Source organism: Mycobacterium sp. (assembly GCF_035506235.1).
Taxonomy (GTDB): domain Bacteria; phylum Actinomycetota; class Actinomycetes; order Mycobacteriales; family Mycobacteriaceae; genus Mycobacterium.
Genome location: NZ_DATJPU010000249.1, coordinates 17,784 through 36,481, shown reverse-complemented (window position 1 = coordinate 36,481; position 18,698 = coordinate 17,784). Strand labels below are relative to the sequence as shown.

3 protein-coding genes are annotated in these 18,698 nt (G+C 67.8%); all 3 read right to left on the bottom strand.

Translation table 11 applies throughout. The annotated features are described in order from the left end of the window. Window positions 1–1,454, bottom strand: a 1,454-nt coding sequence (locus VMD50_RS23205; RefSeq protein ID WP_325431133.1) for a condensation domain-containing protein, incomplete at its 3' end; no start/stop codon positions are given. Window positions 1,455–1,537: 83 nt separating this feature from the next. Continuing rightward, complete coding sequence (locus VMD50_RS23200; RefSeq protein WP_414686148.1) at window positions 1,538–14,131, bottom strand: amino acid adenylation domain-containing protein; 12,594 nt, start codon at window positions 14,129–14,131, stop codon at window positions 1,538–1,540. Beyond that, entirely contained in the window at window positions 14,118–18,698 is a 4,581-nt protein-coding gene (locus VMD50_RS23195) for a non-ribosomal peptide synthetase (RefSeq protein ID WP_325431129.1), read from the bottom strand. The genes VMD50_RS23200 and VMD50_RS23195 overlap by 14 nt, the downstream gene beginning before the upstream one ends.

Here is an 18,698-nt window from a genome sequence, read left to right as displayed (position 1 = left end):
ATCGACCGGCCCCCACAACTGAGCGCCACCGCCTCCGGCGTGCGCGCCACCTGCGCGGCAAACAATGCTGGAACCGACACCGGCGTCGCCGGCCGGGTCAACACCGCCCGATTACCGATCTCATCCAGACGGGCGTGCTCACCGGCATCCAACACATCGATCGACGACACCCGCCGCCACGGATTGGCAATCATAGCCGCCAACACCCGCTGCAAACGGCCCGCTAAATCGGAGACGTCGAAATTCGAAAAAGGCCCCCCAGCGCCTGCCGTGCTGAGAAAAAGCTGGTCAGCGTCGCCAGAGAAAAATAACCCAAAGCCACCCACGAGGCCCGAACTGGTATATGACGCCGATGCCGCGACACCACCGAAATCCAGGGCGAAAAGAGATGGGACGAAATTAATACTCACCCTGTGAACTGGCTGCCCCGGAGCGGCGCGGGGGTGGGTTTTACGCTCTAGAGCTTGCACCGGAAATCGCTGATGTTGCAGGGCTTCCCGTATTCGCGTATCCACATGTTCAAAAAAACTGGCAACCGTAGTATCCGCCGAAACCCTCAATACCAGCGGCACGACCCCGGCAACCATTCCCGGCAGCGTCTTTAACTCCGGACGCACTCGCCTGCTGACCGGGAAATCGAGCACTACCTCCGAGCCCTCGGCGCACCAGCTACGCACCATAAGCGCGCACGCCGCGGTGATGACCGATGCGCGAGACATGTTCAACACGTGGGATAACTCGTCAACTCGGCGAAGGACCGCAGGGTCCAATCGAACCGGCGCCGACGGCCAATACGGTTGACGCTCGTTCGCGGCTTGGGTCCACCGATAATCCGGTCCACTTTCCGATGGAAGGTTCCCGCTCCAATAAGCCTGATCTTCCAGATAATCGGTCGACGCTTCGTATTCTAACTCGCTGCTAACCAAGTCCTGCAGCGAGCCAAAGAAGGCACGAGGAATGGGCGTGCCAGAAACAACTGCAGTGTAGACCGATGCGATCCGATGGCCTACCAGCGCAATGCCGGATCCGTCTATGACTATGTGGTGACAGCATGTGAACCAATAGAATTCATCGGGCCGTGTCCGAAATAACGCAAATTTGAACAGCGGGCCAGTGAAAGGCATTGGCGTGCCTTGAATCAATGACGCTATCCCACGGGCTTCCTGCACGGGATCGCGCGAGCCGCTCAGGTCATAGAAGTCCAGCTCAACATCCGGGTAATCAATCACCCTCTGGAAAACCCGGCCATCCACCTCAAAGCAAGCGACCCTGCCTGGTTCGGCCTCGCGCACCACTCGGCGGATCGCCCACTTAAGGGCATCGCGGTCTACCCTGCCCTCGATTCTCACAAAGAGGCCAAGCTGCCACTCCGCACCGAAGCGACCCGCTTCCTGGGCAATCCATATGTCGAGCTGTCCGCGCGTCAGCGGGAGTGCGCGGTCATCAAGCTCCATCCGGCCACCCCAACCCACACGGTTTACCTACTGGAAGCCCGACCCGCGGGCTTTCGCTGAGCGTTCGTCTGGTCGGCGTGGTCTCACAGGTCGCCAGCCGGGCTCACGGCGGGAACTTCGTCCACCGGGTAGACATGTTCGCCCAACCGCTGGCTCAAGCGTCTGACGGAGGGCGCCTCGAACAGGACGGTTACCGCGAGGTGGGTATCGAGGGCCGCGTTGATCGCGGCAACGGCCCGCATCGCGGCAAGGGAGTCCCCGCCGAGGTCGAAGAACGACTCGTCGACTCCGACGCGGTCGACGCCGAGCACTTGCGTGTAGATGCCGGTCAAGATCTGTTCGACCAGGGTGGCCGGGGCGGGATAACCCCCACCGTCGTCGAGGTGTTCGGACGCTGATACCGCGGTGGGTGCCGGCTGGGCCGGCAGTGCGTCGTTGCTCGACCTGTACGGGCGGGCGTGCTTGCCCCCGTCTTGCGCATCCGCCGACGACAACCGTCGCGTCGGATCGGTGGTCATGGATACCAACGCCAGCTGGAATCGCTCGATCAGCGTTTCGATGTCGGCCGCGTCGAAAACGTCCGCGCGGAATTGGACGTGCAGGTCCAGTTCGCGGCCCGGCAGGGCTTGAACCGCAAGCGGGTAGTGGTAGTAGTCGCGGTTGGTGATCTCGGTGATGGCCAATCCGTCGGTGCCCGACAACGCAGCGGCGTCGGTTGGATAGTTCTCGTACACGAAAACGGTGTCGAACAGTCTTGCGTGGCCGGTGACGCGGTGAATCTCGTTGAGCGCCAGGTGCTGATGCTCGAGCGTATGGTGGTGCGTCTTTTGCAGCTGGTCGAGTAGGTCGGTGGTGGTGGTGGCCGGCGTGATGGTTACCCGCACCGGAACCGTGTTGATCAACAGGCCCACCATCGATTCCGCACCCGCCACCTCGGCGGGCCGCCCCGAGACCACAGCGCCGAACGCGACGTCATGCTGACCGGTCAGCCACATCAGCACCTGCGCCCAGGCAGCCTGCAGCACGGTGTTGACGGTGGTGTGGCGTGAGCGCGCCAGCTCGCTGACGGCCCGCGTGGTCTGCTCAGGCACCCGGAACGATGCAACGCCTCGCTGTCCCAGCCCAAACCGATCCGGCGGCCCCACCAATGTGGGGTTATCAAAGCCGGCGAACACCTCACGCCAGACGATGCGGGCGACAGTGCGCTCCCGACCGGCCAGCCAGGTGGCGAACCTGCGGTACGGGACCGCCGCGGGCAGCCGCTGCCCGTAATAGCTGGCAAACAATTCGCCCAGCAGGATCGGCAGCGACCACCCGTCGAGCACGATGTGGTGATTCGTCAGCACAAACCGGTGCCGGTCTTCGGCGGTGCGGATCAGAGCCACCCGCAACGCCGGGTGGTCAGCCAGGTCGTAGACCGCGGCGCGTTCGGCGGCGCACACCTGCTGGATCTGTTCATCGACTCCGACGTCACCAGCATCGAGCTCGATATACCGCCAGGGCACCTCGGGGTCGGCCGGGATGATCTGCACCGGCTGGTCGAACCGTGCGCTGAATCGGGCCGCCAGGTTGGGATGCCGGGTGACCACCGTGTGCACCGCCTCGCGCAGGCGGTGCGGGTCGAGCCGACCGCTCAACGCGACATCGAGCTGCACCGCATACACATCGTCGCCGCCCTGCGCGGTGCTGGCGTGAAACAGCAGTCCCTGCTGCAGGGGGGTCAACGGCAGCACGTCAGCGATGCGGTATTGCCGCGCAAGCTCGTCAATCTGCTGCTGGCTCAGACGGGCGGGCACGATGTCCGACGGCGTCAGCCCGCCCCCACCGGCCCGCACGTGCGCGCAGATGCCGGCCAGCGCGTCAAACCACAACCGGCTCAGCCGGCTGACCTGCGCGTGACCCAGGGCCGAGGGCGCCCACGTCCAGCCTGCGCGCAGGCGCGGGCCGGCCTCGGTGTCCAAGGTGCCCGCGTTGAGCTCGACGGTGTGCATCAGCGGCATGGGGATCGCCGCGGCAACGCCGGTCACCGACCAGCCGTCCTGGCGGATCTCCCATATGTCACCGGACACCTCGGCCGCCCCGGCGCCCAGCCGCCCCAGGTAGTTGAACCCGATCGCGGGATCGGGCCCGTCCAGGTCGACGTCGCCGTTCAAGTAGCGCAGCGCACCGTAGGTCAAACCGTCGGGCAGCGCGCGCAGCTGCTCTTTGGCATCCTTGATCACCGTCCCCAGCGCCGCCCCGCCGGCGGCCACCTGCGCCCAGTCCAGCCGCCCCCCCACCGCCAGCGCGACCGGGTACTTGGTGGTGAACCAGCCCACCGTGCGCGACAGGTCAACGTGCTCGTTCGGAGAACCCAGCTCCTCCTGGCGCCCGTGACCCTCCGCATCGATAACGATCGGCGCATTGCCGGTCCCCAAATACTCCGCACACGCCAGGGCGAACGCGATCAACAAAATGTCGTTGACTCCGGCATGAAACGCCGCCGGCACCTCACCGAGCAGCATCCGGGTGGTCTCGGCGTCCAGCTCCACCGCCAGGTTTCCGGCGGTGGCATAAGTATCCGCGGCCGGTTGCACCGCCGGCAGCGCCGCGGGCGCCGCCACGATCCGCCGCCAGGCCGGCGCCTGCTCCACAACCTCGGGGCGGCGCGCATGCTCGGCCAGCAGCGACGCCCAGCGGGCAAACGACGTCCCTCCCGCCGGCAGCACCACCTGCTGCCCCCCGCGATGCTGGGCCCACGCGAGGTTGAGGTCCTCCAGCAAAATCCGCCACGACACCCCGTCGACCGCCAGATGGTGAACGATCAGCAGCAGTTGGCCCGTGGGGGCCACCCAGAGAGCGCTGAGCATCAGCCCGGCGGCCGGGTTCAACCGCGAACGCGCCGCCACCACCGCGTCGTCGGACAACACGTCCACCGTCCGCAGGCACCCGCGCGCATCCACGGAACCGGGTTCGGGCACGGTCAGCGACCATCCCTCGACGCCATCGTCGTCGACGCGCAGCCGCAACGTGGCGTGCCGGTCCAGCAAGGCCTGCAACACCGCGACCACCTCGGGCTCGGTCACCCCCACCGGGGCCTGCACCAGGACCGTCTGGTTGAACTGCCCCACCGGACCGTCGACGCTCTGCAGCCAGCGCATGATCGGGGTGGCCACCACCGGGCCGACGCCCGTGTCGAGCACCTCTGCGTCGTCGGCGACCCCGGCCACCCGGGCCAGCCGGGCCACGGTCTGCTCGACGAAGATGTCGCGCGGCCGGCACACCACGCCTGCGGCGCGCGCCCGCGCCACCACCTGCATCGACAGAATGCTGTCCCCACCCAACTCGAAGAACGACTCGTCGACCCCGACCCGCTCCAGCCCCAGCACATGGGCGTAGATGCCGGCCAGGATCTCCTCCACCGCATCGGCCGGGGCGCGGTAATGATCGACATCCTGATATTCCGGTGCCGGCAGGGCGCGGGTGTCGAGTTTGCCGTTGACAGTCAGCGGCAGCGCATCCATCACCACCACGGCGGCCGGCACCATGTACGCCGGCAACCGCTCAGCCAGCCGACTGCGTATTTCAGCCGGATCCACCGCCCCGGTCACGTATCCCACCAGGCGTTTGTCGCCGGCGCGGTCCTCGCGAGCGATCACCACCGCCTGCTCCACCCCATCCAGGCCGTTCAACGTCGCCTGGACCTCGCCCAGCTCGATGCGATACCCGCGGATCTTGACCTGCTCGTCGGCACGCCCCATGTACCGCAACTGTCCGTCGGCACCCCAGCACACCAGATCCCCGGTGCGATACATCCGTGCGCCCGGCGCGCCGAACGGGCACGCCACAAACCGCGTCCCCGTCAACCCGGCCCGGCCGACATACCCATACGCCGCGCCGGCGCCGGCCACGTACAACTCCCCCACCACACCGACCGGCACGGGCTGCAGCCACTTGTCGAGCACGAAAAAACCAAGATGGGCCAGCGGCACGCCGATGGGGCTCACGGCGGTGTCGACGTCGCCGGCGACGATCTCCCGGAACGACGCATGCACGGTCGTCTCGGTGATGCCGTACATGTTGATCAACCGGGGTTGACCCGGATGACTGTCCAGCCATGCGCGAAGGCGTTGCGGCTCAAGCGCTTCGCCGCCGAACACCACAGCCTCCAGCTCGAGCTGAGGTCCCGGCTCGGGCTGCAGCGCGTCGGCGGCCTGCAGCGCATAAAAGGCCGACGGGGTCTGGCTCAGAATGCCGACCCGCTCGGCAACGAGCAAGGCGTGCAAATCCTCCGGTGAGCGCACCACCGAGTCGGGCACCACCACCACGCGCCCGCCATAAAGCACCGCGCCCCAGATCTCCCACACCGAGAAGTCGAACGCCAACGAATGACACTGCGTCCACACCCGCCCCGACAGCTCCATATCGACGGCCAGCGTCTCCAGCAGCCGGGTCACGTTGCGGTGCGGGACCGCCACCCCTTTCGGAACACCGGTCGTACCCGAGGTGTAGATGAGGTAGGCGACGTCATCGGGAGCCGGCGCCGGCGGCGCGGTGCAAGGCTGAGGGTCAACAGCGCGATTGTCAACATCGACAACCAGCAGGGCGCGTTCCTCCAGCCGCGGACGCAACTCCGCAGTGGTGATCGCGGCGATCGGGGCGGAGTCGTCGAGCACGAACCGCATCCGCGCCTCCGGCACCGCCGGGTCGATCGGCACATACGCCGCCCCGGTCTTCACCACCGCCACGATCGCCACCACCGCGTCGGCCGACCGGGGCAACAACAGCGCCACCCGCTGTCCCGGACCCACGCCGTGGCCAATCAACAGATGCGCCAACCGGTTTGCGGCCTCGTCCAGCTCCCGGTAGGTCATCGACAGGCCCTCGAAGGTCACCGCCACCGCGCCGGGTGCGCGCGCCACCTGCCCGGCGAACACCGCCGGAATCGACACCGGCGGGCTCACCGGCGCGGCCAATGCCGCCGGATTACCCCAGTCCTCCAGCCGGGCACGCTCAGCGTCGTCGAGCACGCCGATCGACGACAGCCGCCGGGTCGGGTCGGTGGTCATCGCGACCAATACCCGCTGCAAGCGCCCGATCAGTGTTTCGATGCTGGCCGCGTCGAACACATCGGTGCGGAATTCCACCGCTCCGCCAATGCCGGCCGGTTCACCGTCCTCGTTCCAGTGTTCTTCCAGAGCAAGCGCCAGATCCATGCGGGCGGTGCCCGTGTCCACCGGCATCTGGGTGAGCTCCAGGTCTCCCAACGTGAACGCGGCGGCGGGGTCGCCGGTGCTGCCGTGCAGGGTCCGCCAGGCCAGCATCACCTGGACCAGCGGGTGATGCGTCAGGGAGCGGGTGGGGTTCAGCCGTTCGACGACCACTTCGAAGGGCACATCCTGGTGCTCGTAGGCGGCCAGGCTGCGCGCTCGCACCTGGGCGAGCACCTCGGCGACGCTGGGATCGCCGGCCACATCGACGCGCAACACCAACGTGTTGACGAAGAAGCCGACCAGCTCGTCGAGGGCGGGGTCGCGACGCCCGCCGATCGGGAACCCCACCGCCACATCAGAACTCGCGCTGAGCTTGGCCAGCAGCACCGCCAGGGCGGCCTGCATCACCATGAAACTGGTCGAATTGTGCTCACGGGCCACCCGCACAACCTGCCGCTGCAACTCGGCGGGCCAATCCACCAACAGGCTGGCGCCGCGCTGATCGGCCACCGGCGGGTAGGGCCGGTCGGTGGGGAGCCCCAGCCGCTCGGGCATCCCCGCCAGCGCCTCCTCCCAGTACGCCAGCTGCGCGGCGATGGGACTGTCGTGGTCGGTGAGATCACCGAACTGCGCGCGCTGCCACAGCGTGTAATCGACATACTGCACCGGCAACGGCGCCCAGTCGGGAGCTTGCCCCACACACCGGCCCGCGTAGGCCACGGCCATATCACGCACCAGCGGGGGGATCGACAAGCCGTCGGCGGCGATGTGATGCACCACGGCCACCAGCACGTGTTCTTCGTCGGCGACGCGGAAAACCCTTGCCCGCAAAGGGATCTCGGCCGCCAAATCAAAGGTGTGACGCGCCGTCTCGTCGACGGCCTCCTGCAGCCGGCCTGACGGCCAGGCGGTGGCATCAACGACGGCCCAACCGAAGTCGGCCCGCTCGGCGGGCACCACCAGCTGTTGCGGTATTCCGTCGGGGGCGGCGAAGAGCGTGCGCAGGCTTTCGTGGCGACCCACCACATCGGCCAGCGCCGCACCCAACGCGTCGACATCCAGCCGTCCGCGCAGCCGCAACGCCACCGCCAGGTTGTACACCGGCGACGGACCCTGCAACTGGTCGATGAACCACAACCGGTGCTGGGCGAAAGACAACGGAACCACCGCGGGGCGCTCGACCACCCGCAGCGGCTCCAGCCGACCGCCTGCCGCACCGATGCGGGGCGCCAACTGAGCCACCGTGGGTGCCTCGAAAACGACCCGCACCGAAAGGCCGGCATCTAGGGCGTTGTTGACCCCGGCGATCAGGCGCATCGCCGACAGCGAATCTCCGCCCAGGTCGAAGAACGAGTCATCCACTCCGACGCGCTCCACACCGAGCACCCGGGCGTAGATGCCGGCCAGGATCTCCTCGGTGAGGGTGGTGGGGGCGCGGTAACGACCGATGTCCTGGTACTCCGGTGCCGGCAGGGCCCGTTGATCGAGTTTGCCGCCGACCGTCAGCGGCAGCGCCGCCAGCGCCACCACCGCGGCCGGCACCATGTAGGCCGGCAGCCGCTCGGCCAGCGCGGCACGCGCCGCGGCGGGCTCGGCGCTCCCGGTGACATACCCGACCAGGCGCTTGTCGCCGGGGCGGTCCTCGCGGGCGATCACCACCGCCTGCTCCACCCCGTCGAGCTCGGCCAATGCGGCCTGCACTTCACCGGGCTCGATGCGATAGCCGCGGATCTTGACCTGCTCGTCGGCCCGCCCGAGATATTGCAGCTGCCCATCCGCGCGCCATCGCACCAGGTCCCCGGTGCGATACATGCGGGCCCCGGGGCCCGCGAACGGGCAGGCCACAAACCGCGACGCGGTCAAGTCGGGCCGCCCGACATACCCGACGGCCACACCGCGGCCGGCCACATACAACTCACCGACCACACCGGCCGGCGCCGGCTGCAACCACTCGTCGAGGACGAAGAGCGCCGCCGTCGACACCGGCGACCCGATCGGCGCCGCACCGGTCCCGACCGACAGCGGCGCGCTCATCGACGCGTACACCGTGGTCTCGGTCGGGCCGTAGGCGTTGATCACCACTCGTCCCGGCGCCCATTGGTCCACCACCTCGGCCGGGCAGGCCTCACCGCCGAGCAGCACCGCCACCGACTCCAGCCCTTGCGGACGCAGTCCGGTCACCGCCGACGGGGTCTGGGTGAGGACGTTGACCTGTTCACTGACGAGCAGACCGTGGAAATCGTCCGGCGAGCCGACGACCGCTTCGGGCACCACCACCAGCCGTCCGCCACCCAACAGCGCAGCCCAGATCTCCCACACCGAGAAGTCGAAAGCATACGAGTGGCACTGCGTCCACACCTGCGCCGCCGGCAGCCGGTCGGGCGATGACTCCGCCAGGTGCGCCAAATTGCGGTGGGTGACGGCCACCCCTTTGGGGGTCCCGGTGGTCCCGGAGGTGTAGATGAGGTAGGCGATGCCGTCGGGGGATGGCGCCGGCAATGCGGTGGCGGGTTGGGTTTCAACCGCGGAGTCGTCGAAGTCGATGACCGCCAGATCCCGCCCGCCCAGCCGCGATCGCAGGTCCTCCGTGGTGACGACGGCCATCGGCGCGGCATCGGTGAGCATGAACCGGAGGCGGGCCTCCGGCAGCGCCGGGTCGATCGCCAAGTAGGCCGCCCCGGTTTTCAGCACCGCCAGCATGGCCACGACGGCCTCGGCTGAGCGCTCCAACAGCAGCGCCACACACGCGCCCGGGCCGACGCCAGAGCCAGACAGCAAGTGCGCCAACCGGTTAGCCGCCTCATCGAGTTCCCGGTAGGTCATTGACCGGTCCCCGTAGGTCAGCGCCACCGCCTCCGGGGCGCGGGCGACCTGCGCTGCCAGCAACGCCGGAACCGACGCCGCGGCCGGCGCGGGCCGGGTCAGCACCGCGCGGTTTCCTGCCTCATCGAGGCGGGCGTGCTCAGCCGCATCGAGCACATCGATCGACGACAGCCGCTGCCCCGGATCCGCGGTCATGGCGACCAACACCCGCTTGAATCGCTCGATCAGCGCTTCGATGCTGGCGGCGTCGAACACATCGGTGCGGAACTCCACCGCTCCGGCGATCCCGGCGGGCTCTCCGGCCTCGGTCCAGGATTCGCCCAGCGAGAACGCCAAATCCGTGCGGGCGGTCCGGGTGTCGAGCGGCATCGGCGTGATGTGCAGATCACCCAGGGCCAACGCGGCAGCGGGATCGTTGTTGGCCTGCCAGTTCTGCCACGCCAGCATCACCTGGATCAGCGGGTGATGGGTCAGGCTCCGGGTCGGGTTGAGCCTTTCCACCAGCACCTCGAACGGCACGTCTTGGTGCTCGTATGCCGCCAGGCTGCGCGCCCGCACCTGAGCCAGCAGTTCGGCGACGCTGGGGTTACCGGCCAGATCGACCCGCAACACCAGGGTGTTGACGAAGAAGCCGACCACGTCGTCCAGCGCGGGGTCCCGGCGCCCTGCGATCGGGAACCCCACGGACACATCGGAACTCGCGCTGAGCTTGGCCAGCAACACCGCCAGGGCGGCCTGCATCACCATGAAGCTGGTCGCGTTGTGTTCGCGGGCCACCCGGGCAACTTGCTGCTGCAGCTCGGCGGGCCATTCCACCGACACGCTGGCGCCGCGGTAATCCGCGACCGGCGGGTAGGGCCGATCGGTGGGCAGCTGCAGGTGCTCGGGCATCCCGGCCAGGGCCTCTTGCCAGTAGGCCAACTGCGCGGCGATGCAGCTGCCGCTGTCGCCGAGATCACCAAGCTGCGCGCGCTGCCACAGCGTGTAATCGGCATACTGCACCGCCAAATCGCCCCAGCCGGGGGCTTGCCCCGCACTCCGGCTGGCGTAGGCCACGCCGAGATCACGCACCAGCGGGGTGATCGACGCGCCGTCGGCGGCGATGTGATGCACCACGGCCACCAGGACGTGTTCGTCGTCGGTGATGCGGAAAAGCCTTGCGCGCATGGGGATCTCGACTGCGAGATCAAACCGGTGACTCGCCACGGCGTCGAAGGCATTGGCGAGCTCGCTTTCCGACCAGCCCACGGCGTCGACGACGGCCCAACCGAAGTCGGCCCGCTGGGCGGGCACGACCAGCTGGCGCGGCACACCGTCGTGCGCGGTGAACAGCGTGCGCAGGCTCTCCTGCCGGGCCACCACATCGGCCAGCGCCGCGCCCAACGCGTCGGCATCCAACCGCCCGCGCAGCCGCAAAGCCACCGCCATGTTGTAAATCGTTGAGGGGCCCTGGAATTGGTCGATGAACCACAACCGGCTCTGGGCAAACGACAACGGAACCACCGCGGGCCGCGCACCGGCCGCGAAAGGTACCAGCGGCTCCGGTCGGCCCTCGTCCCCGCCGATACGCGGCGCCAACTGGGCGACCGTGGGCGCCTCGAACAAGGTGCGCACCGAAAGGCCGGCATCCAGGCCGGCGTTGACGGCGGCGATCAGGCGGACGGCCGACAGCGAATCCCCGCCCAGGTCGAAAAACGAGTCGTCCACCCCGACGAGCTGCGGCGGCTCCACACCCAGGACCTGCGCGTAGATGCCGGCCAGCAGCTCCTCGACCGCGGTGGCCGGTGCGCGGTAGTGGCCGCCATCCTGGTATTCGGGTACCGGCAGGGCGCGGGTGTCGAGTTTGCCGTTGACCGTCAAGGGCAGCGCCTCGATCACCACGACCGCGGCCGGCACCATATAGGCAGGGAGCCGCTCGGCCAGCGCGGCGCGCGCTGAAGCTCCGAACGAGGCCGCGTCCGCGGTGCCGGTGACATAGCCCACCAGGCGCTTGTCGCCGGGGCGGTCCTCGCGGGCGATCACCACCGCCTGCTTTACCCCGTCCAGCCCGGCCAGCGCCGCCTGGATCTCACCGAGTTCGATGCGATATCCACGGATCTTGACCTGGTCGTCGGCGCGCCCCACGTACCGCAGCTGCCCGTCGGCGTCCCAACACACCAGATCCCCGGTGCGATACATGCGCGCCCCGGGCTCCCCGAACGGACAGGCCACAAACCTCGTCGCACTCAAGCCCGACCGGCCCACATAGCCGTACGCCACGCCGGCGCCGGCCACGTACAACTCCCCCACCACACCCGCCGGCACCGCCCGCAACCACCCGTCGAGCACGAAAAACCCCAGATGAGCCAGCGGCACCCCGATCGGGCTGAACGTGCAGTCCACATCGCCGGCGACGATCTCCCGAAACGACGCATGCACCGTGGTCTCGGTGATGCCGTACATATTGATCAGCCGTGGCAATCCCGGATGGTTGTTCAGCCACGCCCGCAGCCGCTGCGGTTCGAGCGCCTCGCCGCCGAACACCACGGCCTCGAGCTTCAACCGAGGGTCCGGCTCTGGTTGTGCCGCATCGGCGGCCTGCAGCGCATAGAAGGCCGACGGGGTCTGGCTCAACACGGTGACCTGCTCGGCCACCAACAAAGCGTGCAAGTCTTCCGGCGAGCGCACCACCGAATCGGGCACCACCACCACGCGCCCGCCGTAGAGCAGCGCCCCCCAGATCTCCCACACCGAGAAGTCGAACGCCAACGAATGGCACTGCGACCACACCTGCCCGGCGAGCTCCATGTCGGCGTCCAGCGTCTCGAGCAGCCGCGTCACGTTGCGATGCGGGATCGCCACGCCTTTGGGGGTTCCGGTCGTGCCCGAGGTGTAGATGAGGTAGGCGATGTCGTCCGGGGCCGGCGCCGGCAGTGCGGTGCTGGGCTGGCTATCGACGGCCGGGTCGTTGACGTCGATGACCGCCAGATCGCAGCCGTCCAGCCGATCGGCCAGGCCGGCGGTGGTGATCGCGGCGACCGGCGCGGCGTCGGCAAGCACGAACGCTATCCGGGCCGCCGGTACCGCCGGGTCGATCGGCACATACGCCGCCCCCGTTTTCAGCACGGCCAGCATGGCGACGACCGCCTCAGCCGACCGCGGCAGCAGCAACGCCACCCGCTGTCCGGGACCCACACCCCGAGCGGCCAACACGTGCGCCAACCGGTTGGCGGCCCCCTTCACCTCGCGGTAGGTCCACGACCGGTCCCCCGCGCTGATCGCCACGGCCTCCGGCGTGCGCGCGACCTGCGCGCCGAACAAGACCGGGATCGAGACCGGCACACCCACCGGCTGGGTTGACCCCGTCCGATTACCCCACCTCTCCAGCTGCGCGTGCTCAGCGGCCTCGAGCACATCCACCGACGACAACCGCCGATCCGGATCGGTGGCCATGGCCACCAACACTCGCTTGAATCGCTCGATCAGCGTCTCGATGCCGGCCGCGTCGAACACGCCGGTGTCGAATTCGACGCGGAGACCCAGCTCGCTGTCCGGCAAGGCCTGGACCGCAAGCGGATAGTGGTTGTACTCGCGGTGAGTGAACTCGGTGACGGTCAACCCGTCGGCGCCCGGCAACGCGGCGGCGTCGAGCGGGTAGTTCTCGTAGACGAAAAAGGTGTCGAACAGCTGGTCCTGGCCGGTGATGCGGTGGATCTCGCTGAGCGCCAGGTGCTGATGCTCGAGTGTGCGGTTATTGGCGTTTTGCAGCTGACCGAGCAGGTCGGCGGTGGTGGTGGCCGCGGTGACGCTGGCCCGCACCGGCACGGTGTTGATGAACAGGCCCACCATCGAGTCGGCGCCGGGCACCTCGGGCGGCCTGCCCGAGACCGTCGTGCCGAAGGCGACGTCATGCCGGCCGCTCAGCCACGTCAGCAGCTGGGCCCAGGCGGCCTGCAGCACGGTGCTGACGGTGGTGTGGCGTGCGCGCGCCAGCTCGCCGAGCGCCCGCGTGGTCTGCTCGGGCACCCGAAACGAGGCAACGCCTCGCGGCCCGAGCTCCAACCCGCCTGGCGGGCCGACCAATGTGGGGGTGTCAAAACCGGCCAGCACCTCGCCCCAGGCCGCGCGGGCGGCGTCGAGGTCGCGCCCGGTCAGCCAGGTCACAAAGCTGCGATACGGCCTCGCCGCGGGCAGCCACTGCCCCTGGTAGCTGGCGAATATCTCCCCCAACAGGATCGGCAGCGACCACCCGTCGAGCACGATGTGGTGATTCGTCAGCACCAACCGGTGCTGATCTTCCGCGGTGCCGACGAGGGCGGCCCGGAAGGCTGGCTGGTGGTCGAGATCGTACACAGCGGCGCGTTCGGCGGCACATACCTGCTGGATCTGCTCGTCGAGGTCCTGGCCGGCCTCGCTGAGGTCGACATACCGCCACGGCACCACGGGATCGGCCGGGATGATCTGCACCGGCTGGTCGAACTTGCCGGAGAATCGGGCCGCGAGGTTGGGATGGCGGATCACCACCGTCTGCACCGCCTCGCGCAGGCGGGCCTGATCGAGCCGGCCGCTCAACACGATCTCCAGCTGCACCGCGTACACGTCGTCGCCACCCTCGGCGGTGAGGGCATGAAACCACAGCCCCTGCTGCAGGGGGGTCAACGGTAAAACGTCAGCTATCCGCATATTGCCGCTGAAGGTCGTCGATCTGCTGCTGGCTGAGGCCGGCGGCGATATCGGAAGGTGTCAGCCCGCCCCCACCGCCACGCACATGCGCGCAGATGCCGGCCAGCGCTTCAAACCACAACCGGCTCAGCCGGGAGACCTGCGCGTGATCCAGGACCGAGGGCGCCCAAGTCCAGCCGGCGTGCAGGTACGGGCCGGTGGCGGCGTCCACCGTGCTGGCGTTGAGCTCGACGGTGTGCGCCAACGGCATGGGCAACCTCGCGCTGGCGTCGATCAGCGACAAGCCGTCCTCGCAGATCCCCCACACGTCACCCGACACCTCGGTACCGGCGCTCAGCCGCCCCAGATAGTTGAACCCGATCGCGGGATCAGGCCCCTCCAGGTCGACGTCGCTGTTCAAGTAGCGCAGCACCCCGTAGGTCAAACCGTCCGGCAGGGCCCGAAGCTGCTCTTTGGCGTCTTTGACCACCGCCCCCAGCCGCGGGTCGCCGGCCACCACGTGAGCCCAGGACAGCCCGCCCACCGCGAGCGCCACCGGGTACTTGGTGGTAAACCAGCCCACCGTGCGCGACAGGTCCACCTGCTCGTTCGGGGAGCCCAGCTCCTCCTCGCGCCCGTGACCCTCGACATCGATCACGATCGGCGCGCGACCGGTACCTAGAAACTCCGCGCAGGCCAAGGCGAAGGCGATCAACAGGATCTCGTGTATCCCGGCATGAAACGCCGCCGGCACCTCGCCCAGCAGCATCCGGCTGGTCTCCGCATCGAGCTGCGCCAACAGTTTCCCGGCGCTCACGTACGTGTCCACCGCAGGTTGCACCGCCGGCAGCCCCGCAGGCACGGCCCCGATCTGCCGCCAGGCCCGCGCCAGCTCCACGACCTCGGGGCGGTGCGCGTGCTCAGCCAGCAGGGACGCCCATCGGGCAAACGACGTCCCCGGCGCTGGTAACACCACCTGCTGCCCACCCCGATGCTGGGCCCATGCGAGGTTGAGGTCTTCCAACAAGACCCGCCACGACACCCCGTCAACCGCCAGATGGTGAACGATCGCCACCAACCGACGCGTAGGGACCACCCACACTGCACTGAGCATCACCCCGGCCGCCGGATCCAACCGCGACCGCGCCTCGATCACGACCGCATCGGACAACACGTCCACCGCCTGCAGGCAGTCGCGGGCATCCACCGATCCGGGCTCGGGCACCGTCAACGACCACCCCGCCGCCCCGTCGTCCTCGACGCGTAGGCGCAACATCGGATGCCGATCCAGCAAGGCCTGCAACACCACCACCACGTCCGCCTCGGTCACACCGACCGGGGCCTGGACCAGCGCCGTCTGGTTGAACTGATCGACCGGGCCCCCCACGCTGTGCAGCCAGCAGATGATCGGGCTCGCGAGGACGGTACCCACGCCTTCGTCGATCAAGTCAGCGTCGTCGGCGACCCCGGCGACCCGGGCCAGGCGGGCCACGGTCTGCTCGACGAAGATGTCGCGCGGCCGGCACAGCACCCCGGCGGCACGCGCCCGCGCCACCACCTGCATCGACAAGATGCTGTCGCCACCCAGCTCAAAGAACGACTCCTCCACACCGACCCGCTCCAGCCCCAGCACCTGGGCATAGATGCCGGCCAGGATCTCTTCGACGGCGTTGGCCGGGGCGCGGTACCGATCAACATCCTGATACTCCGGCGCCGGCAGGGCGCGTGTGTCGAGTTTGCCGTTCACCGTCAGCGGCAGCGCATCCAGCGCCACCACGGCGGCCGGCACCATGTACTCGGGCAGCCGCTCGCACAGCGCAGCGCGCGCGGCACCCGGATTCGCCGTGCCGACGACATAACCCACCAGTCGCTTGTCGCCGGCGCGATCTTCCCGGGCGATCACCACCGCCTGCTGCACCCCGTCCAGCCCGGCCAGCGCCGCCTGGATCTCGCCGAGCTCGATGCGATAACCGCGAATCTTGACCTGCTCGTCGGCACGCCCCACATACCGCAACTGCCCGTCGGCGCCCCAGCACACCAGATCCCCGGTCCGATACATTCTCTGTCCCGGCGCTCCCGCGCCGGCGAATGGGCACGCCACGAACCGCGACCCGGTCAATCCCGGCCGGCCCACATACCCATACGCCACGCCGGCACCGGCCACGTACAACTCGCCGACCACACCGACCGGCACGGGCCGCAACCAGCCGTCCAGCACGAAAAACCCGAGATGGGCCAACGACACCCCGATGGGGCTGACCGTGCCGTCCACATCGCCGGCGACGATCTCCCGGAACGACGCGTGCACGGTCGTCTCGGTGATGCCATACATGTTGATCAACCGCGGCAAACCCGTGTGCCTGTCCAGCCACGCACGCAGGCGGTGCGGTTCCAGCGCCTCGCCGCCGAACACCACGGCCTGCAGCGTCAGCCGATCTCCCAGCTGCGGTTGTGCCGCGTCGGCGGCCTGCAGCGCATAGAACGCCGACGGGGTCTGACTCAAAATGCTGACCCGCTCATCGACCAGCACGGCGAGCAGATCCTCCGGCGAACGCACCACCGCATCGGGAACCACCACCACGCGCCCGCCGTACAGCAGCGCCCCGAAGATCTCCCACACCGAGAAGTCGAACGCCAGCGAATGGCACTGCGTCCACACCTGGCCTGCGAGCTCCATGTGGCCGCTCAGTGTCTCCAACAGCCGGGTCACATTGCGGTGCGGGACCGCCACCCCTTTGGGGACACCGGTCGTGCCGGAGGTGTAGATGAGGTAGGCGATGTCACCTGCGTCTGGCCCCGGGAGTGGTGTAAGCGGCGGGGCGTCGACAGCCGGCTCTTCGAGATGCTCGAGGTCGATCACCTGCAGACCACAACCGTCGATGCGCTCGCGCAACTCGGTGGTCGTGACGGCGGCGACCGGCGCGGCATCGTCGAGCACGAACTGCATGCGCGCGGCGGGCACCGCCGGATCGATCGGCACGTAGGCCGCCCCCGTTTTCAGCACCGCCCAGATCGCCACGATCGCCTCGGCCGAGCGGGGAAGCAGCAGCGCCACCCGCTGTCCCGGGCCCACGCCGCGACCTGCCAACAGGTGCGCCAACCGGTTAGCCGTCTCATCGAGTTCGCGATAGGTCCAACGACGCTCCCCGCAGCTGATCGCCACCGCCTCCGGGGAGAACGCCACCTGCGCCGCGAACGCCGCCGGAATCGACGCCGGCGCCTCCGACGACTGTGTCAACACTGCGCGGTTACCCAGCCCATCCAGCCGGGCGCGCTCACCGTCATCGAGCACGTCGATTGAGGACAACCGCCGCCCCGGATCGGTGGTCATCTCCACCAACACCCGCCCCAACCGTTTCGCTATATCGGAGACGTCGAAATTCGAGAATGGCCCCTCGGTGCCCGCCGTGCTGAGAAAAAGCTGTTCACCGGCGCCATTGAACATCAACCCAAAGCCGCCCATGGGGCCCGGATTGGTATATGACCAAGACGCCGCGACACCGGCAAAGTCCAGAGTGACTTTAGACGGCATGAAATTAACGCTCACCCGACCTGCTAGCTGCCCTGAGCCTCGAGGATGGGCTTTGCGTTCAAGGGCGCGCACTGGAAACCGCTGATGTTGCAGCGCTTCACGTACTCGCGTATCAACATGCTCACAAAAGCCGGCGACCGTAGATGCCGGCGAAACCCTCAACACCAGCGGCACCACCCCGGAAACCATCCCGGGAAGCGTCTTTGACTCCGCACGCACCCGCCTGCTGACGGGGAAGTCGAGCACGACCTCTGAGCCCTCGGCGCACCACCCACGCACCAAAAGTGCGCACGCCGCGGTGATGAACGATGCTCGAGGCACGTTCCACACGTCGGATAACTCTTGAACTCGTCGAATGACCGAAGGCTCCAATCGAACCGGCGCAGAAGGCAAATACGAATCACCTGCGGCTACGGCTTGGGGCAACTCATAATGCGGTCCGTTCTCCCGTGGAAGGTTCCCAGTCCAATAGGCCTGATCTTCCAGATAATCGGTAGATCCTTCGTATTCCGACTCGCAGCGAACCAAATCCTGCAGCGAGCCGAAGAAGGCAGGAGGAATGGGTGCGCCAGAAACAATTGCAGCGTAGACAGTTGCAATCCGATGGGCAAGGAGCGTAATTCCAGATCCGTCTATGATTATGTGGTGGAAGCATCCGAACAAGTAGAATTCATCGACCCAGGTCTGAAATAGTGCAAATTTGAACAGAGGGCCGGCCGACGGCATTGGCGTGCCTTGGATCGACGATGCTATCCGACGGGCTTCCTGCACCGGATGGCGCGAGTCGCTCAGGTCATAGAAATCCACCTTGACATCCGGGTAATCGATCGCCCGTTGGAAAACCTCGCCATCCACCTCGAAGATGGCAGCCCTGGCTGGTTCGGCCTCCTGCACCACTTGACGGATCGCCTGCTCAAGCAAATCAGGCTCTACCGTGCCGTCGTATCGCACAAGCACGCCCAACTGCCACTCCGTACCAGAGTGACCCGTTTCTTGGGCTAGCCAAATGTCGAGCTGTCCCCGCGTAAGCGGGAGTGCCCGGTCATCAAGTTCCAT

What these genes read in the sequence shown, in the direction of transcription:
- VMD50_RS23195 (WP_325431129.1), bottom strand. Translation starts at nt 18,698, where the DNA reads ATGGAACTTGATGACCGGGCACTCCCGCTTACGCGGGGACAGCTCGAC.
- VMD50_RS23200 (WP_414686148.1), bottom strand. Translation starts at nt 14,131, where the DNA reads ATGCGGATAGCTGACGTTTTACCGTTGACCCCCCTGCAGCAGGGGCTG.